This is a genomic window from Arthrobacter sp. FW306-04-A (assembly GCF_044358315.1).
Taxonomy (GTDB): Bacteria; Actinomycetota; Actinomycetes; order Actinomycetales; family Micrococcaceae; genus Arthrobacter.
The window spans coordinates 2,636,243-2,660,319 of sequence record NZ_CP084559.1; the positions used below are offsets into that span (position 1 = coordinate 2,636,243).

At 62.6% G+C, this 24,077-nt stretch carries 23 protein-coding genes, 3 tRNA genes and 1 pseudogene; 15 read left to right on the plus strand and 12 right to left on the minus strand.

Going from position 1 to position 24,077, the window contains the following annotated elements:
- The first annotated feature begins 47 nt into the window (after positions 1-47).
- Positions 48-121, plus strand: a tRNA-Gly gene (locus LFT43_RS12055).
- A gap of 78 nt (positions 122-199) precedes the next feature.
- Here LFT43_RS12055 and LFT43_RS12060 read toward each other — a convergent pair.
- The 3 genes from LFT43_RS12060 to LFT43_RS12070 all read right to left on the minus strand — a co-directional run bounded on the left by LFT43_RS12060 (position 200) and on the right by LFT43_RS12070 (position 2,729).
- The gene (locus LFT43_RS12060) at positions 200-1,108 is read right to left on the minus strand and encodes an Fpg/Nei family DNA glycosylase (protein WP_395797073.1); all 909 of its coding nucleotides are present in this window, start codon (positions 1,106-1,108) and stop codon (positions 200-202) included.
- Positions 1,108-1,548 carry a ribose-5-phosphate isomerase gene (locus tag LFT43_RS12065; RefSeq protein WP_395803043.1) on the minus strand — a complete coding sequence of 147 codons (441 nt, stop codon included), beginning with the start codon at positions 1,546-1,548 and terminating at the stop codon, positions 1,108-1,110. Before LFT43_RS12065 ends, LFT43_RS12060 begins: the two co-directional genes overlap by 1 nt.
- 179 nt (positions 1,549-1,727) lie before the next feature.
- Entirely contained in the window at positions 1,728-2,729 is a 1,002-nt protein-coding gene (locus LFT43_RS12070) for a hypothetical protein (protein ID WP_395797075.1), read from the minus strand.
- Between the two features lie 138 nt (positions 2,730-2,867).
- On the opposite strand from LFT43_RS12070, the gene pepN reads away from it, so the two are divergent.
- From pepN to LFT43_RS12090, 4 genes are all read left to right on the plus strand, one after another.
- Positions 2,868-5,429, plus strand: a complete 2,562-nt coding sequence (gene pepN, locus LFT43_RS12075; protein WP_395797078.1) for an aminopeptidase N — start codon at positions 2,868-2,870, stop codon at positions 5,427-5,429.
- Between the two features lie 101 nt (positions 5,430-5,530).
- Complete coding sequence (locus LFT43_RS12080; RefSeq protein ID WP_395797080.1) at positions 5,531-6,010, plus strand: OsmC family protein; 480 nt, start codon at positions 5,531-5,533, stop codon at positions 6,008-6,010.
- Between the two features lie 147 nt (positions 6,011-6,157).
- The gene (locus LFT43_RS12085) at positions 6,158-6,886 is read left to right on the plus strand and encodes a mechanosensitive ion channel family protein (RefSeq protein ID WP_395797082.1); all 729 of its coding nucleotides are present in this window, start codon (positions 6,158-6,160) and stop codon (positions 6,884-6,886) included.
- A 1-nt stretch (position 6,887) separates the two neighbouring features.
- Positions 6,888-7,361, plus strand: coding sequence for a globin (locus LFT43_RS12090; protein ID WP_395797084.1), 474 nt, complete (start codon positions 6,888-6,890; stop codon positions 7,359-7,361).
- A 47-nt stretch (positions 7,362-7,408) separates the two neighbouring features.
- Here the strand turns inward: LFT43_RS12090 and LFT43_RS12095 are convergent, their stop codons facing one another.
- On the minus strand, positions 7,409-8,083 hold the full coding sequence (locus tag LFT43_RS12095; protein WP_395797086.1) for a hypothetical protein: 675 nt from the start codon (positions 8,081-8,083) through the stop codon (positions 7,409-7,411).
- Positions 8,084-8,146: 63 nt separating this feature from the next.
- On the opposite strand from LFT43_RS12095, the gene LFT43_RS12100 reads away from it, so the two are divergent.
- Positions 8,147-9,055 (plus strand): acyl-CoA thioesterase, encoded by a 909-nt coding sequence (locus LFT43_RS12100; RefSeq protein ID WP_395797088.1) that lies wholly within the window; start codon positions 8,147-8,149, stop codon positions 9,053-9,055.
- Positions 9,056-9,159: 104 nt separating this feature from the next.
- Here LFT43_RS12100 and ettA read toward each other — a convergent pair whose 3' ends face one another.
- The 3 genes from ettA to LFT43_RS12115 form a co-directional block, all read right to left on the minus strand.
- Complete coding sequence (ettA, locus tag LFT43_RS12105) at positions 9,160-10,842, minus strand: energy-dependent translational throttle protein EttA (RefSeq protein ID WP_265979931.1); 1,683 nt, start codon at positions 10,840-10,842, stop codon at positions 9,160-9,162.
- Between the two features lie 47 nt (positions 10,843-10,889).
- Complete coding sequence (locus LFT43_RS12110; RefSeq protein WP_395797090.1) at positions 10,890-11,177, minus strand: DUF6993 domain-containing protein; 288 nt, start codon at positions 11,175-11,177, stop codon at positions 10,890-10,892.
- 332 nt (positions 11,178-11,509) lie between these two features.
- Positions 11,510-12,076 carry a single-stranded DNA-binding protein gene (locus LFT43_RS12115; RefSeq protein ID WP_395797092.1) on the minus strand — a complete coding sequence of 189 codons (567 nt, stop codon included), beginning with the start codon at positions 12,074-12,076 and terminating at the stop codon, positions 11,510-11,512.
- Between the two features lie 217 nt (positions 12,077-12,293).
- On the opposite strand from LFT43_RS12115, the gene LFT43_RS12120 reads away from it, so the two are divergent.
- A tRNA-Arg gene (locus LFT43_RS12120) sits at positions 12,294-12,366 on the plus strand.
- Between the two features lie 131 nt (positions 12,367-12,497).
- Positions 12,498-12,923, plus strand: coding sequence for a GNAT family N-acetyltransferase (locus LFT43_RS12125; protein WP_395797094.1), 426 nt, complete (start codon positions 12,498-12,500; stop codon positions 12,921-12,923).
- 33 nt (positions 12,924-12,956) lie between these two features.
- Here LFT43_RS12125 and map read toward each other — a convergent pair whose 3' ends face one another.
- Positions 12,957-13,724, minus strand: a complete 768-nt coding sequence (gene map, locus LFT43_RS12130; protein WP_395797096.1) for a type I methionyl aminopeptidase — start codon at positions 13,722-13,724, stop codon at positions 12,957-12,959.
- Between the two features lie 158 nt (positions 13,725-13,882).
- On the opposite strand from map, the pseudogene LFT43_RS12135 reads away from it, so the two are divergent.
- Positions 13,883-14,125, plus strand: a pseudogene (locus LFT43_RS12135) (DNA alkylation repair protein); the annotation flags it as partial.
- 81 nt (positions 14,126-14,206) lie between these two features.
- Here the strand turns inward: LFT43_RS12135 and mptB (LFT43_RS12140) are convergent.
- Complete coding sequence (mptB, locus tag LFT43_RS12140; protein WP_395797098.1) at positions 14,207-15,802, minus strand: polyprenol phosphomannose-dependent alpha 1,6 mannosyltransferase MptB; 1,596 nt, start codon at positions 15,800-15,802, stop codon at positions 14,207-14,209.
- A gap of 337 nt (positions 15,803-16,139) precedes the next feature.
- Here mptB (LFT43_RS12140) and LFT43_RS12145 point away from each other — a divergent pair, with 337 nt between their 5' ends.
- Both LFT43_RS12145 and LFT43_RS12150 read left to right on the plus strand, forming a co-directional pair.
- A complete protein-coding gene (locus LFT43_RS12145) occupies positions 16,140-17,453 on the plus strand; it encodes a glycosyltransferase 87 family protein (protein WP_395803045.1) in 1,314 nt (437 codons plus the stop codon).
- A gap of 49 nt (positions 17,454-17,502) precedes the next feature.
- Positions 17,503-18,741: a glycosyltransferase 87 family protein gene (locus tag LFT43_RS12150; RefSeq protein ID WP_395803047.1), complete on the plus strand. Its 1,239-nt coding sequence runs from the start codon at positions 17,503-17,505 to the stop codon at positions 18,739-18,741.
- On the opposite strand, the gene mptB (LFT43_RS12155) is transcribed toward LFT43_RS12150, so the two are convergent.
- Positions 18,728-20,287 (minus strand): polyprenol phosphomannose-dependent alpha 1,6 mannosyltransferase MptB, encoded by a 1,560-nt coding sequence (gene mptB, locus LFT43_RS12155; protein ID WP_395797100.1) that lies wholly within the window; start codon positions 20,285-20,287, stop codon positions 18,728-18,730. The genes LFT43_RS12150 and mptB (LFT43_RS12155) overlap by 14 nt on opposite strands.
- 214 nt (positions 20,288-20,501) lie before the next feature.
- Between mptB (LFT43_RS12155) and orn the strand changes: the two genes are divergently transcribed.
- The 4 genes from orn (at position 20,502) to LFT43_RS12175 (ending at position 22,899) form a co-directional block, all read left to right on the plus strand.
- Positions 20,502-21,128 carry an oligoribonuclease gene (gene orn, locus LFT43_RS12160; protein WP_395797102.1) on the plus strand — a complete coding sequence of 209 codons (627 nt, stop codon included), beginning with the start codon at positions 20,502-20,504 and terminating at the stop codon, positions 21,126-21,128.
- A 131-nt stretch (positions 21,129-21,259) separates the two neighbouring features.
- Positions 21,260-21,332 (plus strand) — tRNA-His (locus LFT43_RS12165).
- A gap of 130 nt (positions 21,333-21,462) precedes the next feature.
- The gene (gene def, locus LFT43_RS12170) at positions 21,463-22,035 is read left to right on the plus strand and encodes a peptide deformylase (RefSeq protein WP_395797104.1); all 573 of its coding nucleotides are present in this window, start codon (positions 21,463-21,465) and stop codon (positions 22,033-22,035) included.
- 3 nt (positions 22,036-22,038) lie between these two features.
- Complete coding sequence (locus LFT43_RS12175; RefSeq protein WP_395797106.1) at positions 22,039-22,899, plus strand: acyltransferase domain-containing protein; 861 nt, start codon at positions 22,039-22,041, stop codon at positions 22,897-22,899.
- On the opposite strand, the gene LFT43_RS12180 is transcribed toward LFT43_RS12175, so the two are convergent.
- Positions 22,892-23,689 carry an HNH endonuclease family protein gene (locus tag LFT43_RS12180; RefSeq protein WP_395797108.1) on the minus strand — a complete coding sequence of 266 codons (798 nt, stop codon included), beginning with the start codon at positions 23,687-23,689 and terminating at the stop codon, positions 22,892-22,894. The genes LFT43_RS12175 and LFT43_RS12180 overlap by 8 nt on opposite strands.
- Before the next feature lie 122 nt (positions 23,690-23,811).
- Entirely contained in the window at positions 23,812-24,021 is a 210-nt protein-coding gene (locus tag LFT43_RS12185; protein WP_395797110.1) for a hypothetical protein, read from the minus strand.
- Between the last annotated feature and the right edge of the window lie 56 nt (positions 24,022-24,077).

The following is a 24,077-nucleotide window of genomic DNA, read 5'->3' on the forward strand; positions in this document are numbered from 1 at the left end:
CCGGAAAGATGCGCGGAACACCTGCAAGGGTGCATGCAGTCTTGCCCGGGGACGTAGCTTAATGGTAAAGCCTCAGTCTTCCAAACTGATTACGCGGGTTCGATTCCCGTCGTCCCCTCCAAAATGAAGGGCCCCTCGCTGAGGGGCCCTTCATGTTTAAGCGCGCTATCTGCGTGATTGTCCCGGCCAGAGGTAGATGCTAGTCCTGGCAGCCGGGACACCAATAGAGCTTGCGCGCACCGATTTCAGCCATCCCCACTGTTTCGCCGCATCGCCGGCACGGCTGGCCCTGGCGCTTGTAGACAAAGTGGGCCTCGCCGTCGAGCGCTCCTGCGTCCCCGCCGCTCCACCAAGCCGGAGGGGTCGTAACAATCCGCCCGTCACGGACGCCGTCGTTCATGGCCGCCACCGTGTCATCCCACAGAAGCCCGGCGGTTTCGTCGTCCAAGGCACCCCCTGTGGTCCACGGATCAACGCCCTGCCGGAACAGCACCTCAGCGCGATAGATGTTTCCGATTCCGGCCACAACGGACTGGTCCATCAGCAGGAGCCCTACGGCGGTCTTGCGCCGCCGGATCCGTCGAATGAACTCGTCGCGGTCCCCTGGAAGGTTATGAAGGGGATCGGGACCAAGCCGCGCAAGGACCGTCGCTGCCTCGGCCTCGGTGATAGCCGCACACGTGGTGGCGCCGCGCAGGTCTGCCCAACCATTCCCTGAGACGAGGCGCACCCGAACGGCCCCCACCGGCTCGGGCGGCCCCGAATAGCCACTTCCTCCGTTTTCTGCGCCCAATCCGGCATCCGGCGAGAAAGTCTCACGCTCGCCGATACGGCGAGGCGCCCCGATGCTCGAGGCCCCGCGGAAGGATTCGTCGCCGCCAAAATTCCAGGCACCATAGAGACCCAGATGGACATGAAGGATCACTCCGTGGTCAAAACGGAGGAAGAGCTGCTTACCGTGTGCGGTCGCTTCCTGCAGCTTGTGTCCGTCCAGAAGCGCGGCACCCGCCGTGAAACGGCCTTGCGGGCTGGAAACTTCCAGCACTCGGCCAGCAAAAACATCCTGGAACTGACGTGCCAGGCGATGGATCGAATGCCCTTCAGGCACTATGCAAGGATTTCGCCGGTGTTTTCATAAGTGGCGATTTTTCCGATCCGGCGGACGTGGCGTTCGTCGTTGCTGAACGGTTCCTCGAGGAAGGCCTCGATCAGTTCGGTGGCTTCCTCGACTGTGTGTTGGCGGCCGCCCACGGCGATCACGTTGGCGTCGTTGTGCTCGCGGGCCAGTTTCGCCGTGGAAAGGTTCCAGGCCAGCGCGGCCCTGACACCCTTGACCTTGTTTGCGGCAATTTGTTCACCGTTGCCGGATCCGCCAAGGACAATGCCCAACGCGTGGACGCCGGCGGTCTGGTCGGCGACCACGGCAGCCGCCGCATTGATGCAGAACGAAGGGTAGTCGTCAAGGGCGTCGTACACCTTGGGTCCGTGGTCAACCACGTCGTAGCCTTTGGCAGTCAAGTGGCTTACCAGGTGGGCGCTGAGCTCCATTCCGGCGTGGTCCGTTGCGATGTGGACGCGGGGTGTGGTCACAGGAAGTCCATTCAGTCTGGCGCGCGAACGCGGCAAGGCCGGGCGCGGCGTTGAGGGATGCGGTTCCTAGGTTACTAGGATCGGGCCGTTGCCCACCTCTTAAGACGAAGCCTGCTGACGCGGCGAACCTCAGTCGCTCAGGGAGCAGGAGGCTGCTCCCCGCGCTGGGCACGGGCCGCGACGCGGTTCAGGATTCCAGCGAGCCGGTCCGCCGTCGCTGAGGTCCCGGCGCTGAAAGCCACCCTGCGGCCACTGACCTGGCGGACGACGACGGCGGGTCCGCTACTCACGAGGATGGCCGTGGCTCCTCCGTGGTGCCGGAGTCCCCAGCCGCCAAAATCGGCGGCCCTGATTTCTTGTGCGGCAGCTCCGGCGATGTCCACGGCGGGCACCGTCAAGACCTTCAGGACTCCGGCCACAAAGACCTGCACTCCGCCACGGTCAGCGCGCACCCGGACGAAGAGGAAGCACGCTCCTATGACGGCGGTTGCAGCGAGCAATGCCCCCAACCACGGGAGCGCAATCGCGATCAACATGGCAGGAAACAGGGTGGCCACGCAGATCATCACGAACACCGAGCTTCTCGCGTGAACCCACAGCAGCATGGAGTCCTCTGCCAGGCCGGGGTCTTCCTTCATGGTTACTTCGGCTTCGAGGGCGGCGTCATCCTCCGGCGTCCAGCGCGGATCAGGCTTGAAAGCCATCATCATGACCACGCCCAGGGGCAAGGCAGCACCGGCACCCAGCGCGAGGACTGTGGCATCAACGTGCGAATTGCGCGCATCGGTGAGGCCCGTTTGTCCCACGAGGCCGGCGGCCAGCACGGAGGTGATGAAGAGTGTCACCATGAGACCCAAGCCCATCATGAACCGGCGCATGATCACCGGCCTGGCGAGCGGAACCGCTTGGATGAAGACCAACCATCCGGTCAGGACCAGGAGGCCGGTTCCGCCGGACACGTAGGCGGCGAACGGCGCAAAGCTGCTTCCGCCGTCGGCGTTCCACGCAATGGCGACGGGCTCAGGAAGGTTGTTGCGCAACATGAGTGCGCACACAGCAAATGCGGCGGCGAGCAGCAGCGGAAATACCACCGCAAAGCGGAGTGCCCGGAGGTCCAACGAGTCGCGCATCTTTCCCATGATCCAACGCTACCCCCGGCCAGCGACACTGTGATCCAGCGTCCTTGCCAAGCCGGGATCAAATGAAAGAATGACTTCACAGCGCCGGCATTGGCGAAGTCAGCCGGCTTTCTGCAACCCATTCTTGGAGGCACCACCTTGCCAGGCCTGAACCTGACGCGCGAAGAAGCGGCACAGCGCGCAGAATTGCTCACCGTGACCTCGTACGACGTCACCCTCGACTTTACGAAGGGCGCCACGGTCTTCGGCTCCACCACGGTGGTGAAGTTCTCCGCCGTCGAGGGTGCCTCAAGCTTCATCGACGCGATCACGGAAACCGTGCATAGCGTGACGCTGAACGGCACCGAGCTGGATCCCGCGGTGGTGTCCGACGGCGTCCGCATCCAACTGCCGGAGCTCGCCGCGGAGAACGAGCTCACGGTAGTTGCCGATGCCCCCTACATGAACACGGGTGAAGGCCTGCACCGCTTCGTTGATCCGGTGGACAACGAGGTCTACCTGTACACACAGTTCGAAGTGCCCGATTCCCGCCGCATGTTCGCTGTGTTCGAGCAGCCGGACCTGAAGGCGGCATTCACGTTCACGGTAACTGCCCCTTCACACTGGGATCTCATCTCCAACTCCCCCACTCCCGTCCCGGTGGAAACCCCTCCGGCGGACGACGGCGGTGCGCGCTCGGTCTGGCATTTCGCCTCCACCCCCCGGATCTCTTCCTACGTCACAGCCCTGATCGCGGGCCCGTACCAAGCGGTCCGCAGCCGGGTCACCAGCTCCGACGGCCGGGTCATCCCCCTGGGCGTCTTTGCCCGTAAGTCCCTCATGCAGTACCTGGACGCCGACAACATCTTCGAACTGACCCGCCAGGGTTTTGAGTTCTTCGAGGCCCAGTTCGGTTTCCCATACCCCTTCGAGAAGTACGACCAGCTGTTCGTCCCCGAGTTCAACGCCGGTGCGATGGAAAACGCAGGCGCCGTGACGATCCTCGAGGGCTACGTCTTCCGTGGCAAGGTCACCGGCGCCCAGATCGAACGCCGGGCCATCACCGTGCTGCACGAGCTGGCCCACATGTGGTTCGGCGACCTCGTCACGATGCGCTGGTGGAACGACCTCTGGCTCAACGAGTCCTTTGCCGAGTACATGTCCCACCTCGCCGCGGTCGAAAACACCGAATTCGACCGGGCCTGGACCACCTTTGCCTCCGTGGAGAAATCCTGGGCATACCGCCAGGACCAACTTCCCACCACCCACCCGATTTTCGCGGAGATCAATGATCTCCAGGATGTCGAGGTCAATTTCGACGGCATCACGTATGCCAAGGGAGCTTCCGTCCTGCGGCAGTTGGTTGCCTGGGTGGGGCCGGATCAGTTCATGGCCGGCGTCCGAGAGTATTTCCAGAAGCATGCGTGGCAGAACACCGAGCTGGTAGACCTCATGAAGGAACTCGAAGCTGCCAGTGGCCGCGACTTGGACCAGTGGGGCAAGCTCTGGCTCGAGACCGCCGGCGTCAACACGCTCGCCCCCGAGCTCGAGGCCGACGCAGACGGCACGATCACTTCGTTTTCGATCCTGCAGACAGCCATCGACGAACAGCCCACCCTGCGTCCACACCGCCTCGCGGTTGGCTTCTACAACCTTTCGGCCGCCGGCAAGCTCGAACGCACCCACAGGGAAGAGCTCGACGTCGACGGCGCGCGGACCGATGTCCCCGCACTTGCCGGGCTGGCACGTCCGGACCTGGTCCTGCTCAACGATGACGACCTCGCCTACGCGAAGGTGCGCCTCGACCCCGCATCCTGGGCCACCGCAAAAGCGCACCTGAAGGACTTTTCCGGCAGCCTGCCACGAACCCTCGTGTGGGGCTCCGCGTGGGATGCGGCCCGCGACGCCGAGACTCCGGCCCGGGGCTACGTCGAACTGATTTTGGCGAACATCGCGTCCGAGACCGATTCCTCCGTGATCCTGACCCAACTCCGCCAACTGGCCACCACGCTGACCTACTACGTCGCAGCGGAACACAAGGATGCCGCCACCGTGGCCGCCGCGGACGCGCTGTGGGAACTCTCGTCCTCCGTGCCTGCCGGATCGGACGCCCAGCTCCAATTCGCAAAGTCCTTCGCGCTGCTTGCCGCCAGCAGCTCCCAACTGGACACGGTCCAGGCGCTCCTGGACGGCAGCACAGTCCTGGATGGACTGACCGTTGACCAGGACTTGCGCTGGGAACTCCTCACCTCGCTGGTGGTGGGTGGCCGCCATGGCCAGGACCGGATCGACGCCGAGCTCGAGCGTGACCACACGGCCAACGGCCAGAACGCCGCCGCCCTGGCGACGGCAGCCCTTCCCACTCCCGAGGCCAAGGCCAAGGCGTGGAAGAAGATCGTTGTGACCGGCGAGCTTTCCAATGCCATCCAAAGCTCGGCCGTCGCCGGCTTCACGCGGGTGCTGGACACCTCCCTGCTGGAACCGTACGCGGAAAAGTACTTTGAGGCCGTCCCGGAGATTGTCGCCAACCGAACCCATGCGCTAGCCCAGCAAATCGTCGTCGGGCTCTACCCGGCGCAGCTGACCACACAGGCCACGGTGGACCGCACGGATGAGTTCCTGGCTGAGCTGCCGGCGGACAGCAGCGCCCTGCGGCGCATGATGCTCGAAAACCGCGACGGCGTTGCCCGCGCCCTGAGGGCCCGCGCAGCAGACGCCTAAGATACCGTCAGGTAACTCACCATCAGGCCCCGGTTCCGCGTCAATGGAACCGGGGCCTTTCCGTGTGCCGCCCGCGAAGGCACCGCCGCTAGACTTTCCGCATGAGCCTGGACGAACACCGCTACTCCCTGACCGTGCGCTGGACCGGAAATCTGGGGAGCGGGACCTCGACTTACCGCGGCTATTCCCGGGACCACGATGTCGAGATCCCGGGGCTGCCCGTCCTGAAGGGATCCTCGGACCCAACGTTCCATGGCGACCGTAGCCGGTACAACCCCGAACAGTTGCTCCTCACCGCCTTGTCCCAGTGCCACATGCTGTCCTTCCTGCACGTCGCGGTCAAACACGGCGTAGTGGTCACGGACTACGTGGACCATGCCGAGGGGATGATGCGCCTCAACCGCGATGGCAGTGGACAGTTCGAGAACGTCACGTTGAAGCCGCAGGTCACGGTTTCCGACGCGGCGCATATTTCCCTCGCGGACGAATTGCACCATGAGGCCAACCAAATGTGCTTCATCGCCCGCAGCGTCAACTTTCCCGTTCTGCATGAGCCGAGCACGACGGCGGCCATCAGCTAGTCAGATGACAATGAGGCTGTTCCGCCAAGAATCAGGATGCGCACGCGGCCACGCTACGGCGATAGGGTTGACCGTGGACAGAGTGTTCAGCGCCCGGCAAAAAAGGGCCCGGCGAACAATTGGATCCCGTGAGGAGCATTCCCGCACATGAACGTCGCCTCGTCGACCGACAACATCGTGGCCGATGCAGCCAAGATCGATTTCGCGTCAATCTTCGTGACGCTGGGCGTTGGGTTGGTGGTCTGGGTTGTGGCCCGGTTCATCATTCTGCGTATCACCCGCAGCGTGGCAGAGGGCACCAGCTTCTTCAAGAAAGCGCATTTCAGGTGGGTCCAGCCGGCCTTCCGGGCGCTCGACCATGAACGCCGCGCCCAACGCGCCCACACCATCGGCTCGCTGCTGACGAGCGTGCTGAGCGTGGTGGTGGTAGTCATCGTCATCATCTACGTCCTCAAATACCTGAATGTGGATATCGCACCGCTGCTCACGAGCGTCGGCATTTTGGGTGTGGCCATTGGCTTCGGCGCCCAACAGCTTATCCGCGATTTCCTGTCCGGCATCTTCATCACCATCGAAGACCAGTTCGGGATCGGCGACGTGATCGTGACCACCGAAGTGATTGGCACCGTTGAATCCGTAGGCCTCCGGATCACCCGGCTCCGGGCCGAGGACGGCGCCATCTGGTATCTGCGCAACGGAGAAATCCTGAGGGTGGGCAACCGCTCGCAAGGCGACTACGTGCCGGAGGAACCAGCCGTCCCGGACGACGTTCCGCCTGCACCCCCGGGTACTGCGCCTGCCGAAACCGCCGCATCGGGTGCACCTGAATCTTCAAAGGAATCTCTGAAGATTCAAGAGCAGAAAGCAGGTGAGTGACATGGGCAGCGAGCCGGAATCCGCGGCACCGCAGCCGGCCGAACGGCGGCAGTTGATGCAAAACGATCCCTTTAGCCAGCCTGCCTACACCGACAGCTTCTATGAGGCCATCGGTGGCCACGAGACTTTCGTGAAACTCATCGATGCCTTCTACGACGGCGTCGCCGGAGATCCATTGCTCCGGCCCATGTACCCGGAACAGGACCTCGCCCCGGCAAAGCGACGCTTCCTCATGTTTCTTGAGCAGTATTGGGGCGGTCCGGGCACCTACAGCGAGGAACGTGGGCACCCCCGCCTGAGGATGCGGCACATGCCGTTCCAGGTGACGCCCGAAGCCAAAGACCGCTGGCTCTTCCACATGCGTGCGGCAGTGGATTCGCTCGATTTGTCGCCACTGCACGAAGGTACGCTGTGGGACTACATGGAGCGGGCCGCACTCACCATGGTGAACAGCCCGTCGGTCCGGCAACCCTGATGAGCGTGTAGGGGCCTTGGTTGGGTTGGCTCGGTGTTGGCTGGGGCTCAGCGGGCCTGGAAGCCCAGGCCTGATCCGGATCGCGCCAAGATGTGGCCCCGGCTTCCGCTGAGCCGGAACCAACGCCCGTTGCGGAAGAGGCGGTGCTCCCCATCGCCAAGGAAACCGAGAGCCAAGGCCGCGAACGCCACGCCTGCTGGCACGCCGCCGAGCCCGGGAATCTCCCGTCCCCACACCGCTGCCCTGGCATTGTTGACGATCAAAGCGCCGGGCTGATCCGGAACAATCCCGGCCACCTCGGCTATGCCGGCATTCGCCACGGTCCTGAGTTCGGCGTCGGGCACTGAACCGAGCGGCTCCCAGCCGCCGCGGGGCGCCCCGACTCCGGCCCACGACTCGGAAACGGTCGACGGGGGGATCGCCAGCTCGACGTCGTCGGCACCGGACCGCGCGAGGCGGTCCAGGACGGAGGACAGGGTCACAGTGACGTCCGCATGGGCGTCATCTGCCAGGGCGATGGTTCGCAGCCCGAGGATGGTGGGGGTCGATTCGCCCAGGAGACGCGGCCTTAGGACGCAGACATATGCAGCCAGGACGCGACCGGAAGCCTGGAGCCGAATCGCGCCGTCGTCGATGCTCTTGGCGCGCGTGACATAGGTGCGGAGATCCGCCAGATCACGGGGATCGACGAAACGGAAGGACTGGGTCAGTACATCGGACACATCATCGACTCTACCGGCATGTCCTCGGTTGAGTGGGGTCGGTGCGGCGTCTAGAGTCGAACCATGACTGACGCGCACGCCGGCCTGGAACATCAGGTTGCCATTGAGGACCCGACATTCACCCTCATCGAGCTGCTGTCCCTGGCCGATTTCGACGGCGCGAGGACCGCCGAGGACATCTTCCTCGGACCGTCCCAGAAACAGCCCCGACATCGGGTGTTCGGTGGCCAAGTCCTGGCTCAATCACTCGTGGCTGGTATGCGCACTGTGGATGAGGACCGAGCCGTCCATTCGATGCACGGCTATTTCCTTCGTCCAGGGGACGCCAACCAACCCATTACTTTCAGCGTTGAACGGCTCCGTGACGGACGCTCGTTCTCTGCGCGTCGGGTGCATGCGTACCAGGAGGGCCAACCGATCCTGTCGATGATCGCTTCCTTCCAGACCGAGGCAGAAGGCGTGGATCACCAGTCGTCCATGCCAGCGGGAATTCCGGACCCCGAATCCTTGCCGAGTACCGCGGAACTCCTGCAGAAGTACGACCATCCGTTGGCCCGCCACATGTCCTTCGAGCGGCCTTTCGACGTGCGCCACGTCGATCCCGCTTTGTATGTGGAAGCGCCCAAGGACCGGATAGCCAGCAATGCCGTCTGGATGAAGACCTTCGGCCCGATGCCGGACGATCCCAACCTTCACTTGGCAGCCCTCGCCTACGCGAGCGACTACACCATCTTGGAATCGGTGCTGCGCAAGAACGGATTGAGCTGGATGACGCCGGGCATGAGTGTAGCCAGCCTTGACCACGCCATGTGGTGGCACCGTCCCGTCCGCGTGGATGAATGGCTGCTCTACGTCCAGGAGTCCCCCAGCGCCCAGGGTGCGCGCGGACTTGCCACCGGCAAGATCTTCAGCCGTGATGGCCTGCACGTCGCCACCGTGGCGCAGGAGGGCATGCTCCGGATTCCGCAGTAGTTGCTTGCGTCGCTGCCACTGCGCGGCCAAGATCATCGCAGCAAAGAAGGCCGGCGCCCCGGAAAAATCTTCCAGGGGCGCCGGCCTTCTTTGGTTGGATCCGCTTAGTCGCGGGTCAGCTTGCGGTGCGTCACACGGTGCGGCTTGGCAGCGTCCGGGCCGAGGCGCTCCACCTTGTTTTCTTCGTAGGACTCGAAGTTACCCTCGAACCAGTACCACTTCGAGGGGTTTTCCTCATCGCCTTCATAAGCCAGGATGTGGGTGGCGACACGGTCGAGGAACCACCGGTCGTGAGAGACCACTACAGCACAGCCGGGGAACTCGAGCAGGGCGTTCTCTAGGCTGCTGAGGGTTTCGACGTCGAGGTCGTTGGTGGGCTCGTCAAGCAACAGCAGGTTTCCGCCCTGCTTAAGGGTCAGCGCCAGGTTCAGACGGTTGCGCTCACCGCCGGAGAGTACCCCGGCTTTCTTCTGCTGGTCTGGACCCTTGAAGCCGAAGGCCGCGACGTAGGCACGGGACGGCATTTCAACGTGGCCGACCTGGATGAAGTCGAGACCGTCGGAGACGACCTCCCAGAGCGTCTTGTTGGGGTCGATGCCGCCGCGGCTCTGGTCGGCGTAGGAGATCTTCACGGAGTCGCCGACCTTGAGGTCGCCGCCGTCGAGGGGTTCGAGCCCAACGATGGTCTTGAACAAGGTGGTCTTGCCGACGCCATTGGGGCCGATGACGCCAACAATGCCGTTGCGGGGAAGAGAGAACGAAAGCCCGTCGATCAGGGTCCGGTCTTCGAAGCCCTTCTGCAGGTTCTTCGCTTCCAGGACCAGGCCACCCAGTCGGGGTCCCGGCGGAATCTGGATTTCCTCGAAGTCGAGCTTCCTGGTGCGGTCAGCCTCGGCTGCCATCTCCTCGTACCGGGCCAGGCGAGCCTTCGACTTGGTCTGGCGGCCCTTGGCGTTGGAACGGACCCATTCGAGTTCTTCGGTGAGCCGCTTGGCCTGCTTGGCGTCCTTCTTGCCCTGGATTTCCAGGCGGGCGCGCTTCTTTTCCAAGTACGTGGAGTAGTTGCCTTCATAGGGGTACAGGCGGCCGCGGTCGACTTCACAGATCCACTCGGCGACGTGGTCCAGGAAGTAGCGATCGTGAGTGATCGCGAGGACAGCGCCGGGGTAGGAAGAGAGGTGCTGCTCCAACCACAAGACACTTTCGGCATCCAAGTGGTTGGTGGGCTCGTCAAGGAGCAGGAGGTCAGGCTTCTGGAGCAGGAGTTTGCAGAGCGCCACGCGGCGGCGCTCACCACCGGACAGGACGGTCACGTCGGAGTCGCCCGGCGGGCAGCGCAGCGCGTCCATGGCCTGTTCGAGCTGGGAATCGATGTCCCAGGCATCTGCAGCATCGATGGCTTCCTGGAGGTGGCCCATTTCCTCCAGGAGGGTGTCGTAGTCGGCATCCGGGTTGGCCATTTCCTCGGAGATCTCGTTGAAGCGCTGGATCTTAGAGTAGATCTCGCCTACGCCTTCCTGGACGTTGCCCAGGACGGTCTTTTCCTCGTTCAGGGGCGGCTCCTGCAGGAGGATGCCCACGGAGTAGCCGGGGCTGAGGCGGGCTTCGCCGTTCGACGGTGTGTCGATGCCAGCCATGATCTTCAGGATCGTGGATTTGCCGGCTCCGTTCGGGCCAACGACGCCGATCTTCGCGCCAGGGAAGAACGACATGCTGACATCGTCCAGGATTAGTTTTTCGCCAACGGCCTTGCGAGCCTTGGTCATCGTATAAATGAATTCCGCCATGCCGTTAAATCTAATGGGTGGCAAGGCATAACTCACATTCGGCCCTACTAGCGGGAGTCCCCGACGAAGCATTTGCCGCTGTCCAGCACGGGCAGGACGGACACCGATACCTGGCCGTCCCTGATCTCGCCCAGGACACAGTCCTTGTCCAGCTTGGCCGCCGCCTCGATGGCATCGGCGTCCAGTCCTGTGGGCGTCTTGCTCGCGGACACTTCCAAAGTCGACGCGGGAATGCCGGCTGAAACGAGTTGTGATCGCAATGCTTCTTGTGCCGGTTTCGGCGTTGCCGCGGCCAGGGTCTTGAGCGCGGACTCCATGGTCTGCTTCAGGCTCACCGTGCTTGGGCTGAGCGAAGCCGAAGGGATTCCAGCGCCGGGACTGGCGGTGGCCGGACCAGAGGAGGCTGGACTTGCGGTGGCTGGGCCCGACGGGGAAGGCGATGAAATTGGATTGCCTCCAGACACGACAGGGGCCGGCGCGGAACAGCCCGCCACCAGTCCGGCGACGAGGAGCGGCACCCCAAGCAGCAAGCGTCGGCTTCCAGCGACGTGGCGCTGTCCTGATGGTTTTCGCGGCGTTCCCCTGCTCATCACCCGGCCATTCTGCCATGCGGCGCGCTGTCTGCTGCGCCGCACGGCAACCCGCGGATGTCCACGGCATCATTATTTCAAACACCTGCGTCCACAAGTTCTCCGGTATCAGCATCAACAAGAACCGGCTCGTCGCCTTCTCCGGCTGGAAGAATGACTCCCCGCTCAGCTGCGGCACCCGGGTCCTCGTCGTCATGCGGGCCGTCTTCACCGTCTTCATCCGCCGAAGGCCACGGGTTCTCCGGCTCCACGTCCGGGGCAGCGGGTGTGATCTGCGGACTCGTGCCGCTTGTGGTCCGAATGAAGTTCGCCGAGCCCCACATGAGGTCGTGCCCCACCGATTCGGCAATGATCTCGGCAACATGGTAGATCTTGCCGTCGTGTTCCCATTGCCTCAACTTGAGTTTCCCGACCACGATGATCCGCTGGCCTTTCTTGACGCTGCATCCAATGTTTCCCGCGAGATGCCTGAATGCCTGGACGCTGAACCAATTGGTGTTGCCATCCACCCAGACATCGTTGGCGCGGTCGAACCTGCGCTCCGTGGAACCCAGTCGGAACGAGGCAGTGCCTGTTCCGCCCGGCGTCGTCGAGCTTCTGATTTCCGAGGCCACGAATCCCCGGACGGTGATGATATCGTTCATGGTCTTGTCCTAACGTGAGTTGATTGCCAGGCTGGCTCTTTCAGCTTCTCGCCCTGCCAAGTTCCCTGGCAGTACCCAATTCCCGTATGTGCATAGCCACGCCGAATAGCCGCCTGTGGAGGAGGAGTCACGCTCTTGACCGACCTGACAGCACAGGCAGCCGCCGCAATGTAAACTCTTGATGGCGCCTCAGCCACGTGCTGTGCATGTGCCACCAGCCTCGGTAGCTCAGAGGATAGAGCAGGAGCCTTCTAATCTCTTGGTCGGGGGTTCGATTCCCTCCCGGGGCACGCAAAGAGCGGCTCTGACCTGCGGAAACGTAGTTCAGGGCCGCTCTTGGTTTTTCGTCAACCGTGTGCTGTCAGAGCCGGCGCCCACACCAACCCAATCCCGTCCCGCACACGCGATCTACGCTGTTCCCGTGGTCCCGAATCTCCCCGGCTCCGCCGCCATCACCACGTGCCCCGCAACCTGGCTCGACGTCGAAAAGCTCTTTGGCATCCGCAACGAGCCCTCGCGGTGTTGGTGCCGGTGGTTCGCCCAAGTCCTAAGAGCCGCAAGAGCAGTCGCGCAAGATGGGACTGTAGTTTGGTCGGTCAGTTGTTTCGTGGTGTCTCCCGGCCACCGCCGGAGCGGTGTGGCCGCAGCGTTGCCGGCCGCCGCCGTCGGGCATGCTTTCGGCCACGGGGCCGGAATAGTTGAGGCCTACCCCGTGGATCCCTCGCTCCGGCCGAAGACTGGTTCGGCCGATCTTTACCAGCGGACGGTCAAGTTGTTCAGAGCGGCGGCCTTCGCGACAGTTTCCACAGCCGTGCCGGGGAGGGCGGTCATGCGCCTACAGCACTGATTTCTTGCGGACGCGGTGCCGAGGCAAAGCCACTTACGGCAGCGTCAGTATAACGGGGCCGTCTGCTGTGATCGCGACGGTGTGTTCGCTGTGCGCCGCCCGGCGGCCGTTGGCAGAGCGCAGGGTCCATTGGTCGTCATCGTGATAGTAGTCGTCGCTGCCACCCAGAATCAGCATCGGCTCAATGGCGATCACCAGACCCTCCACGAGCTTCACCCCGCGGCCCGGCCGGCCGATGTTCGGTACGTTCGGTTCGGCATGCATGGTCCGGCCAATGCCGTGACCCCCGTGATCGGCCAGAATGCCATAGCCGCTGCGCTTGGCTTCCCCGCCGATGGCATACGCAAGATCGCCCATCTTGTTTCCAATCCGGGCGGCCTCGATTCCGCGGGCAAGGGCGGCATCCGTGGCATCGATCAACTCCTGGTCTACAGGATCCGGAGTGCCGACGATGAAGCTTATGGCTGCATCTCCGCACCAGCCCTCCACGAATGCCCCGCAATCGATGCTCAGGAGATCGCCGTCCTGCAGCACATATCCGTCCGGGATTCCGTGCACCACGGCGTCGTTGACGCTCGTGCAAATGACACCGGAGAAGGGCGTGGACGCCCACCGCGGCCGGTAATTCAGGAACGCTGGCTTGGCTCCGGCGGATTCAATGAAAGCAGCAGCAACATTGTCCAGTTCCTTGAGCGACACCCCAACTTCGGCTTGCGAACGAACCGCGGAAAGCGTGTTGGCAACAACCCTTCCGGCTTCGCGCATGAGTGCAATCTCGTCTGGCGTCTTCACCATGGACAAAGCTGACCTCCAAAGCACTAGGAAAAGGGGCCCGATGCGGCCACCGTATGAAGTCTTTCCACCCCACTCTATGGGCGCCCCGGCGCGAGTCAACAGGGTGGCGCGCAGGGACCGCCGCAGAGGAGCGGGCCGCCGCAGGACTGCCCTAGAGTCGCAGTATGGAACACGGAAGAATCGCCATCATCCGGGGCCGCCTACAGGAAGAAGCAGATCCGGAAAGGGCGAAAGCAGCGCAAGCGTACATGAAATCACCCATGCCCTCCCTCGGCGTTCGGGTTCCCGTGGTCCGTCGCCTGGTGCAGAAGGGCGCAAACGCAAACCTCGCCGACAAGGAGTTCTTCATCAGAAAGGCAATCGGCTGGACCCTGCGGGAGTACGCCAAAACGGATCCCCAATGGGTGCGGGACTACGTGGAAACCCGATGGGCCGGCCTGAGCCAGCTGTCACTGCGCGAGGCGATGAACACCTCGGCTAAACCCGGTTCAGGACCTAGGCTTGGGCCTGAGCCTCAAGATGCCGCGACGCGGGCGGAACAACACGTGCGTCTTCTTGTCATAGAACACCAGATAGGCAATGAAGGAGACTGCAATAGCGATGGCCACTCCCCGTACCACCGCAAGTGGAATCCACTGGAAGACGCTCAATTGGTCCGTCAGGGCGATAAGGGTGAAGAACGCCGTCAAATAGAAGACCGTCCGAAGCTGGGGTCCGTCCGCGATGCCCGTCACGGTGAAGAACACCAACAACCAAACCATGTACCAAGGCTGGATCACCGGCGCCAGGACTACGACGGCGGCGAAGGCCCAAGCCATCCTGCGGAGTACAGTCTTGTTGAACTCCGGTGCGTCGTCGATCGGCGTCGGCATTGCGAGTCCGCGCCCTGGTGTGCGGACAGCAAGCCAAACGATAGCGAGCGCAGAGACCGCCGTTCCGATGGTCTGGATGACATCCGTCACGGGGACGCCGGGACCGCCGAAAAGTCCGACGGCGAAGCCCACCGTGTGTGCCAGCAGGCCCACCGGCGCGTACCAGATCCAGACGGCACCAGGAGTCTGCAGGGCACCGAGCCAACCGAATCCCAGTCCGTTCACGAAGCCCGCGGCGGCCAGTAGCACAAGCGACAAGCCCAGCGTGGCGGTCCAGCAGAACATCCGGCGACCCCACCCGGCGCGGTACCCGGCCCACAGCAGGCCAGCGAAGGGCAAAGCAATCAAGGTAATTGGCTTGATGGCGATCGAAGCGGTGATCAGCACGATTCCAAGCACGGGCCGTTTGACTGAGGCGTAGTACAGCCCGGCAACAACCAGCCCCAACATCAAGGAGTCGTTGTGCGCGCTCGCGATGAAGTTGATCAGGAGAACCGGGTTGAGAACCCCAAGCCAAAGCGCCCTGTCCGGGTTCACTCCATGGAGTGCGGCCAATCGCGGAACGTAGATCGCGAGCAGCAAGACCCCGCCGAGCGCGGCCAGCCGGAAGGGAATGAGGGCAAGTTCGGGGATGCCCGCATCGAAGATTCCGGTGCTTACCCACACAGCACCCTGTTCAATCCACAGCCACAACGGCCCGTAAGGCGTGGGGGCTTCGGTCCACAACGTGTCGGGTCCGAGGGAAAAATAGTTGCTCAGGGCCGAGATACCGTTGGTATACGGATTCAGGCCCTGCAGCATAAGCCGCCCCTGGCCGATGTAGGCATATGCATCCCTGCTAAACAGGGGCAGCGCGAACATCAAGGGCATTGTCCACATCCACAATGCGCGCCGGAGCACAGGACGTGAAGACCGGTTCCACCCTCCGATCCGCTGGGCAATACGCAGCCATGAGCGCAGGAGCAGCAGAGCACCGAGGCAGAGCATCACAGTGCACAGGATCACTCCTACGGGAGATGTCCGGGCCATGATGAAGAGGGGCATGCGGATCAGGGCGCCGCTGGTTGTTGCAAGCCAGCCGACTCCAATCGAGCCGGCCACCATGAGCAAAGACCCAATGAATCCTTGAAGGATCGCGGTCCTTGCCGCCTTGGCGATGGAAGTGCCGTGTACCGGGGCGTTGGATCCGCCAAGCGCCTCTGGATGAGCCAACGAACTCCTCACCTCACGCTCGCGAAACTTCGACGTCACCATCAAACAAAATCCTGTCCGGTTCCCTGCCGCATCCGGGCCAAAGTGGTAGTGCCGGTTGCCATGGATTATTGCAACTGTAGCATCGCCGCCCGCGGCATCCCGGGGCCCTCCGGACCGAGGGTCTGAGTGCGAAAGTGGCCTGAGATAGGATGAACTGGGCTCTGGTTTGATGCGGAAGGCCCACAGGCACGCCGGTTCCGCATGAATTTCAACGGAACTGCTGTTGCCTGGAGCGGCTCCCGCCGCAACGGCCCACGGCACCCTGTGACGATAACTACCTGACAAGGATCCTCCCATTTCCACGGACTCATTCTTCAGCGCGCTCACACGGTTCCGCCATCGTGTTCTTCCCTCTTCGTTGCAAGCAAAGCTCAACTCCCCCTGGGGTCTGCTGGCGGGCTTCTGCGTTGTGCACTTGGTCTTCCTCGTGTTCGCGCTGATCGTCTCCCTGCGCGGCGAAGCTTTCAGCGACACGTTCATCTATCGGGATTGGACCACTGCGGGCTTCCGCGATGAGAACCTCAGTGGCGGGCCGAGTCCGTGGGTCTACCCCGTCCTGGCCTTGATACCAATGGCCATCGCAGGCTTGGCCGGTCCCGGCCCGTTCTTCTTCCTGTGGGTTCTCATGATCACCGTGCTCGACGGCGTAGCTCTCGCTAAGCTCACGGGGTGGGGACGTCGTCGGGAGGCCATCCCGGCAGCATGGTGGTGGCTGGTCTTCGTCTTCATCATGGGTTGGCTGGGATTCGCCCGTGTGGATGGATTTACCGCGCCCATCGTGCTGATCGCCCTGGCATACGGGGTGTCGCACCCTTTCATTGCCTCGACCCTTTTGAGCGTTGCCACCTGGATGAAGGTCTGGCCGGCGGCCGTCATGCTTTCCTTGTTCACCGTGGTCAGGCAGAGAATCCGTGTGGTGGCTGCCGGGATTCTGACCAGCGCTCTGGTGGTCGGCCTCACGGCTGCCGTGGGAGCGCTGCCCAAACTCTTCAACTTCCTCACCCAGCAGGGCGATCGCGGCATGCAACTGGAGGCCACCTTTACTACTCCCTGGTTGTGGCTCTCGGTCCTTCGTGTGGGCGACTCCAGGATGTACATGAATACGGACATCAACTCGATGCAGGTGGATGGCCCCGGCACACCCTTCATGTCACAACTGATGCAGCCGCTCCTTGTCTTGGCTGCACTCCTGGTCGCTGCCCTGACTTTCTGGGCACTTCACAATGGCAAGCGAAGCGGCGGGGCCGACCGCACGGAGCTGTTGTTGGCCGGCTCCCTGACCATGGCAACGGCCTTCGTGGTATTCAACAAGGTCGGGTCTCCGCAGTTCATGGTTTGGCTGGCACCAGCTGTCGCCGTAGGGCTCGCGCATAGCTGGAAGGAATGGCGGGTCCCAGCGGCCATGCTCATTGCTATTGCGGTCGCCACATACTTCATCTACCCCCTCTTCTACGATGCCCTCAGCCACAACAACCCTTGGATGGCCTTGGTTTTGACCGTCCGCAATGTCCTGCTGGTTGTGCTCTTCTGCTGGTCGGTTCGCCGGCTGTACCTTTTGGGCAAAAAGATCCCGGCCAACGAACCGGCCGCCGCTGCCAAGGAGTCCTGAGATTTCCGTTCGATTCTTCGATGGCTTGGCCCGCGTCCGCAACGCTGCCATGCCGCCTGCCGCAGTCGCATGGTTCAGCCGTCCTTCCAGCGTGTGGTGGGGTTTCGCCGCCGTCCATCTGTACTTCCTCGGCTGGATGGCAAGCTTTTTCATCTCCGGGAATACCTTCAGCGACACTGAGCAGTACCGCCAGTGGGCAATGAACGGTTACAACCCCGCGGATCTCAACGGCACGATCAGCCCTTGGGTCTACCCAGTGCTCGCCCAGATTCCGATCTTCCTGGCCAACATCGCGGGCCCGGGCCCGTACTTGCTGGTGTGGACGTTGATCATCACCGTGCTCAACGCCGCCGGATTGTTCATCCTGACCCGCGGGCCGCGCCGGACCACCGGCATTGCCCCCGCTTGGTGGTGGCTGTTCTTCACCGCCTTCATGGGTTACCTCAGCTTTGCCAGGGTGGAGGGCATCACCGCGCCCATCGTGCTGGTAGCCCTGCTGTACGCAGCAACGCGTCCCGTCGCAGCGGGGATCCTTCTCAGCATTGCCACCTGGATCAAGGTCTGGCCGGCCGCCGTCCTGGTGCCTATCGTCATCGCGAGTGGCCGCAGGCTGCAGATCATCGCCTGCGGCGCCGCCGTAACGGCGGCAGTCGCGTTGGGTACTTACCTTTCAGGCGGGCTTCCGCACATCCTTGACTTCCTCACCAACCAAGGTGAGCGCGGCATGCAATTGGAAGCCACGTTCTCAACTCCCTGGGTCTGGCTGAGCGTGCTCAACATCGGCGGCTCCAAAATCGCCGACAACGTCGCCATCAATTCCACGGAAGTGTACGGACCGGGCGCGAATATAGCGGCATTCATGATGCAGCCTCTCCTGGTGCTCGCCGCCGTCGCAGGCTCAGCCCTGTTGGTTTGGGCACGTCGGCGCGGAGCCGAACCGGAAGAGCTGTTTCTTGAGGGGGCCCTCATGATGACCACCGCGTTCATCGTGTTCAACAAGGTAGGCTCGCCGCAATTCATCATCTGGCTGGCTCCGGTGGTTGTAGCCGGCCTGACCCACGACTGGAACCGGTGGCGAGTTCCTGCCACCCTTCTCATGGGCATCGCCATGACGACTTTTGTGATCTACCCGCTGTTCTACACTCCGCTCATTCACGCCAACCCTGTGATGGCGGCAGTTCTCACCGCGCGTAATGTGCTTCTGGTAGTCCTGCTGTGGTGGTCTGTACAGCGATCCTTCGAGCTTGGCCGCAAGTCCGGCGCAACCACCGCTGTTAGGGGCGCCTGAGCCTTCGCTCGAGCCTGCGGAGGAGTTCCATCGGAGTGGACTGGATGAGCAGTCTGCGGGTGTGCACGTCGAGGACCATCAAGTAGATCGTGAATCCCACCGCCACTACGAAGGCGAGGGAAGACACCTTGACGTTCATCTCCACAAAGGACAGCACCGAAATCTGGTCCTGCGCGCCGAAGGCCACGAAGAAGGTGATGGCGACGTAGAGCGACTTGATCTGCCAGTCGTCCCTGATGCCTGTGACCGCGAGCAGCGGGATAAACCACAGGATGTACCACGGCTGGATGATGGGGGAAAGCATGACGACGGCGGCAAACGCCAGGGCCGCGCGCCGCACCAGCCGCGAATAGTCGCCTCGGAACATCAGGACCACCACCAGAGCCATTCCGACCCACTTCATGAGGGTACGGAGCCCCGTGGCCACAGCCGGCCCTGGCAGGCCTAGGAGGTTCGCGGTCACCTCGAGCTGCTGGCCCAGGAAACCGGAGGGCGAATATCCGGTGTAGCCGGGGGTGGGATCGAGGATGGCCCAGACCCAGCCGAAACCAAGGTTGTAGGGGATTCCGCTCACGCCCAGCACACCGAAGCTTATGGCCGCCGTCGCGCCCCAGAACAGGAACTTCCGGGTCCAGCTCGCGGCCGGGCCAGCCCACATGAGGCCGATGAAAGGCAGGAGAAGCACCGTGATCGGCTTGATTCCGATGGAAGCCGTGACAAGTAATAGACCGGTGATATGGCGGCCGGTGGCGGCAAAGTACATCCCTGCCACCGCCAGCCCGACCATCAAGGCATCGTTATGGGCGCTGGCTACGAAGCTGATGAGGAAGAGCGGATTCGCCACAGCGATCCACAGCGCACGGCCCGGATTTATCCCGTGAAGCTCGGCCAACTTGGGAACGTACACCACGCACAGCAGCACTCCTGCCGTCGCCAAAACGCGAAAGAGCAAGACGGAAAAATCGGGCTGGGCGTCGGTGATTCCAACCACCCACCTCGCAAGCCACAGGAAATATGGCCCATAGGGGGTCTTGGCTTCAGCCCATGCCGGGTCGGCACCGAGGGAAAACCAGTTGCTGAGCGAGGAAATACCGGCGGTGTAGGGGTTTTGCCCCTCCAAAACCAGCCTGCCTTGGCCGGTGTAGGCGTACACGTCCCGCGAATAGATGGGCACGGCGAACATCATTGGTGCGGCCCAAGCCGCGACCGCCACGACCACCGATCTGAGCGAGCCTGGCCCCCAGTCCTTGAGCCTTTGCCCTAGCCGCAACCAGGATCTGACCAAGAGCATGGCCCCGGCTGTCAGCAATATGGTGGAGGTCGTAACGCCCCAGCCTTCCGTGCGCAGGGCGATGACAACCGGGTGCCTGAACATGGGGGATCCGTTGGCGATCCAGCCGGCGCCGATCGAACCGGCGAAGATCATGAGGGATCCGAAGAAACCCTCCCAGATGGCCACATAGGCTTTGGCCTGGCTGGCGGAACCGACACCCTTATGCGCACTGTTCGGGGAACGGAGACCCGCGGTGATCGTCTCAGACGGCATGGCTGGTTCCTTTGCCTCATCCCGGCTGTTTGAGGTGCCCACGCCCGATCCGCCTGCCGTCATGATATTCCAGTCCCTACGTACATTGGTCCAGCTCATCGAGGCAGGCAATAACCGCTCGACAACGGCCCAGTTTACCAGCCGGAGTACGCCTCAAACGCGGAATCGAGCGCCCCGCCACGCTTCCCGTGCGGCCGAACGGTAGGCTGGGCGCGTGCCTATTACTAATGAACGCATCGTCTGGATCGACTGCGAGATGACCGGTCTTGACATTGAAAACGACGCCCTGATCGAGGTAGCGGCCTTGGTCACCGATTCGGACCTCAACATCCTGGGTGATGGCGTGGACGTCGTCATCAAACCCGAAGACGCCGCTCTCGAGCAGATGAACGACTTCGTCCGCGACATGCATACCCGTTCAAAGCTCCTGGACGAACTCCCCCATGGCAAGACCATGGCCGAGGCCGAAGCGATCGTCCTTGAGTACATCGAGAAGTGGGTGCCGGACCCCAAGAAGGCACCGCTCGGTGGCAACTCGGTCGGAACAGACCGCGTGTTCCTCGCGCGCGATATGCCCAACATCGTTGAACACCTTCATTATCGGGTCATCGACGTCAGCACCATCAAGGAACTCTCGCGCCGCTGGTTCCCCCGCGCCTATTTCCAGTCCCCCGCCAAACATGGTGGTCACCGCGCGCTCGGAGACATCAGGGACTCCATCGACGAGCTGCGTTACTACCGCGAAGCAGTCTTCGTCCCGGCGCCCGGACCTGATACAGCAACGGCACAGCGGATTTCCAAGCAGGTCACTGGCGGCCCGGAGACGCCGACAACTACGTGATCTACGGCACCTTTTAGGGAAATTTCACCCAAAGGGTCAAAAGTGGCAAAACCACCCCCGAAGACGGGGTATAGTTTTTGTCGTTGCCTTCGCAGCTGACGGGTCATTCCGAAAGCGGTCAAAGGCGCATGGTGGGCGTAGCTCAGTTGGCAGAGCGCCTGGTTGTGGTCCAGGAGGTCGCGGGTTCAACCCCCGTCGCTCACCCTCATGAGATCGGTGTAGTTTGCCGATCGGAGCCAAAGGCCGTACTGGTTATCCAGTGCGGCCTTTGCTTTGTCCGGGCCGATTCAGGCCATCCAGTCTTCCAGACCCGAGAACCAGAGGAACACCTGACATGACCGTCCTGCCAGTCACCATCTGGGGCGAGCCCGTGCTCCACCGCCGGGCGAGCGAGGTCGAAGCGTTCGACGACGAACTGCGCACATTGATTGCCGACATGTTCGAGACGAACAAAGCCGCCAACGGCGTCGGACTGGCCGCACCCCAGGTGGGAGTCGGCAAACGGATCTTCATCTTCAAATACGCCAATGACGACGACGCACCAGACGAAGGCGTCCTGGTGAACCCGGTTCTCACCCTCTCCAAGATCCCCGGCGCCCTCCCGGATCCCGAGGAAGACGTAGAAGGCTGCTTGTCTTTCCCCGGGGAGCATTACCCCCTGCAGAGGGCCGAGTGGGCCCGGGTCCAAGGGTTCGACGGCTACGGCAAACCGGTGGATTTCGTGGCGACAGGTTGGTTCGCCAGGGTTATGCAGCACGAATTCGACCACCTCGACGGCAAGCTTTATGTGAATCGCCTCGTCGACCGTTATGCCAGGAAGGCCCTGAAGCAGGCCAAGAAGAACGGCTGGGGAGTCCCCGGCTTGACCTGGATGCCGGGCGTCGATCCGGATCCCTTCGGGCACTGACTGATGAGAGGCATCGCGCAGGACGAATTGTTCAGGCTCCTCGACATCCACGGCGAGGACACCTTGGCTTGCGCCGCGATGCTCGCGTCACCCCCCGGAAAAGGAACGCGACGGGCTCTTGCCGTCCTGGAGGCCCGCTTGGGCACCTTTCCCACAGAGTCCGCCTCGGCGGAGGGATCCACGGAAACGGACTGGATCGAGGCGCTCCTGCGCTTTGCGCCGGCGGTCAACGGTCATCACCTTTCCCTCGGCATCCCGCCGGAATCATCGGCCGCGATCCTCGCCGATGTGGGACTGAACCTTCGCATCAACCGACGGGTTCATGGACGCTTCGGCCTGGACACGTGGGCCTGGCTGACACTGCACATGGCGGGAAACATCTTCCGGATCGGCCGCTTGCAGTTCCACCTTGTCCGCGGCAACACAGCAGATCACTCCGATGCAAACGATCATTGGATGCTAGGCGTTCACATTCCCGAGGATGGAGGCCTCTCCCCAGCCCTCGTGGACGCGAGTTTCAACCACGCCAGGGAGTTCTTTGACCGCTACTTCGCGGACAAAGCGGTTGCCGTTGCGAGCTGCGACTCCTGGATGCTGGACCCCTATCTTGCCCGCAAACTGCCGGACAGCAACATCGCCGCATTTGCCCGCCGGTTCTCATTGGACCGCTGTTCGGACGCCCCGAGCGATGCCGTCTACTTCACCTTCCGGCACCGGGACATGAAAAACCTCGCCGGGCTGCCCCGCGAGACATCGCTTCAGCGCGTGGTGCTGGAAAGGATCGACGACGGCGGGGTCTGGCAACTTGGCCACGGGCACTTGATGCTTCCTCCGTCGCCCGGGAACCATACCGCCGCTACCTAGCCCTGATGGTCTGCTGGCCCGGGCACGAGTCCAGGACGCGCTTCATGGCGTCTTTCTCGGCTTGGGTGACCCAGAGCTGGTACGCGGCCTTCACGGAGATCTGCCGGGCCACGTAATGGCAACGAAAGCCCCTGTTCGCGGGTAGCCAGCTTGCGGCGTCGCTGGCGCTTTTCTTCACGTTGGCGGCGCCGTCGACAGCAATGAGGTTGAGGGGATCATTGGCGAGGCTTTGACGTTGCTTCGCAGTGAGCTGTTGGGCACCCTTCTGCCAGGCATCGCCTAGAGCCACCACGTGGTCAATCTGCACGGCTGCGCTGCTTTCGGATCCCCTGCGGAAATGGATGTCCTGCCCGACGTAGGGCTCGCGGAGCTCTCCAGACGCAATCCTGCATTTGGAGCCTGCGCTGAACTCCACAGCCGTAAGATCCCGCCTCAGGATGTCGTTCCGGGTATCGCAACCGTTCCGGTCGACGTCAAGCCACGCTTGGCCGAATTCATTGCGGTCGTAGTTGTCTTTGACGGCACGCCCCTTCACGGACAGCGTCTCCAGGGCATCGACGGCTGAATCAGCGGGGACTGGCTGTACGGGTTCCACCGGCTTCATCCAGGCGGAGTCGAAGACGGGCGCTTCCGTGGGTCCATTGCCCGGGGCTTCAGCGACGCCGAACTGGCCATCGGTGAAAAACCATGCAACACCGCCAAGGGCACCCGCGATCAAGACAATCAGCAACACCCAGGCTTGACGGGACTGGCGGCGGGCACGTCGATACGCAGCCCAAGTGGTGCTCAAGGGATCGGATCCTTTCGAGGATGAATGCGTCCCTTGAGACTAGGTCAGGGCACCGACAACCGGCCCGATATCCACAGTGTGGAGGACAAGTCACTGTCTCGGAATAGTCACAGCGCAGCCGGTTATTGCTCCCTGGTAACCCGTTTCAGGTCTTCGGCTGCGAGCTGAAGAAGTGACTCCAGTTGGACGACGCGGTCCTCGGCGATATCTCCCGCTGCGTATGCTGCCTTGGCTTCGTCGAGCAGGCGCTGGGCTTCTTTGAAGTTGGCGCGCGCTACGTCCAGTGCGTGTTCCAGGGTTGTTTCATGTTCCAGAATCTTTTCGCGTTCCATGCGTCCATTCTGGTCAGGTTTCCCGGCTGATACCAGCGCATCAGCCGGGAAACCCC

What these genes read in the sequence shown, in the direction of transcription:
- ettA (WP_265979931.1), bottom strand. Translation starts at nt 10,842, where the DNA reads ATGGCGGAATTCATTTATACGATGACCAAGGCTCGCAAGGCCGTTGGC.
- LFT43_RS12100 (WP_395797088.1), top strand. Translation starts at nt 8,147, where the DNA reads ATGACTGACGCGCACGCCGGCCTGGAACATCAGGTTGCCATTGAGGAC.
- LFT43_RS12070 (WP_395797075.1), bottom strand. Translation starts at nt 2,729, where the DNA reads ATGGGAAAGATGCGCGACTCGTTGGACCTCCGGGCACTCCGCTTTGCG.
- LFT43_RS12150 (WP_395803047.1), top strand. Translation starts at nt 17,503, where the DNA reads ATGCCGCCTGCCGCAGTCGCATGGTTCAGCCGTCCTTCCAGCGTGTGG.
- mptB (WP_395797100.1), bottom strand. Translation starts at nt 20,287, where the DNA reads ATGCCGTCTGAGACGATCACCGCGGGTCTCCGTTCCCCGAACAGTGCG.
- def (WP_395797104.1), top strand. Translation starts at nt 21,463, where the DNA reads ATGACCGTCCTGCCAGTCACCATCTGGGGCGAGCCCGTGCTCCACCGC.
- LFT43_RS12175 (WP_395797106.1), top strand. Translation starts at nt 22,039, where the DNA reads ATGAGAGGCATCGCGCAGGACGAATTGTTCAGGCTCCTCGACATCCAC.
- LFT43_RS12085 (WP_395797082.1), top strand. Translation starts at nt 6,158, where the DNA reads ATGAACGTCGCCTCGTCGACCGACAACATCGTGGCCGATGCAGCCAAG.
- LFT43_RS12065 (WP_395803043.1), bottom strand. Translation starts at nt 1,548, where the DNA reads ATGGAGCTCAGCGCCCACCTGGTAAGCCACTTGACTGCCAAAGGCTAC.
- LFT43_RS12080 (WP_395797080.1), top strand. Translation starts at nt 5,531, where the DNA reads ATGAGCCTGGACGAACACCGCTACTCCCTGACCGTGCGCTGGACCGGA.
- LFT43_RS12185 (WP_395797110.1), bottom strand. Translation starts at nt 24,021, where the DNA reads ATGGAACGCGAAAAGATTCTGGAACATGAAACAACCCTGGAACACGCA.
- LFT43_RS12115 (WP_395797092.1), bottom strand. Translation starts at nt 12,076, where the DNA reads ATGAACGATATCATCACCGTCCGGGGATTCGTGGCCTCGGAAATCAGA.
- LFT43_RS12090 (WP_395797084.1), top strand. Translation starts at nt 6,888, where the DNA reads ATGGGCAGCGAGCCGGAATCCGCGGCACCGCAGCCGGCCGAACGGCGG.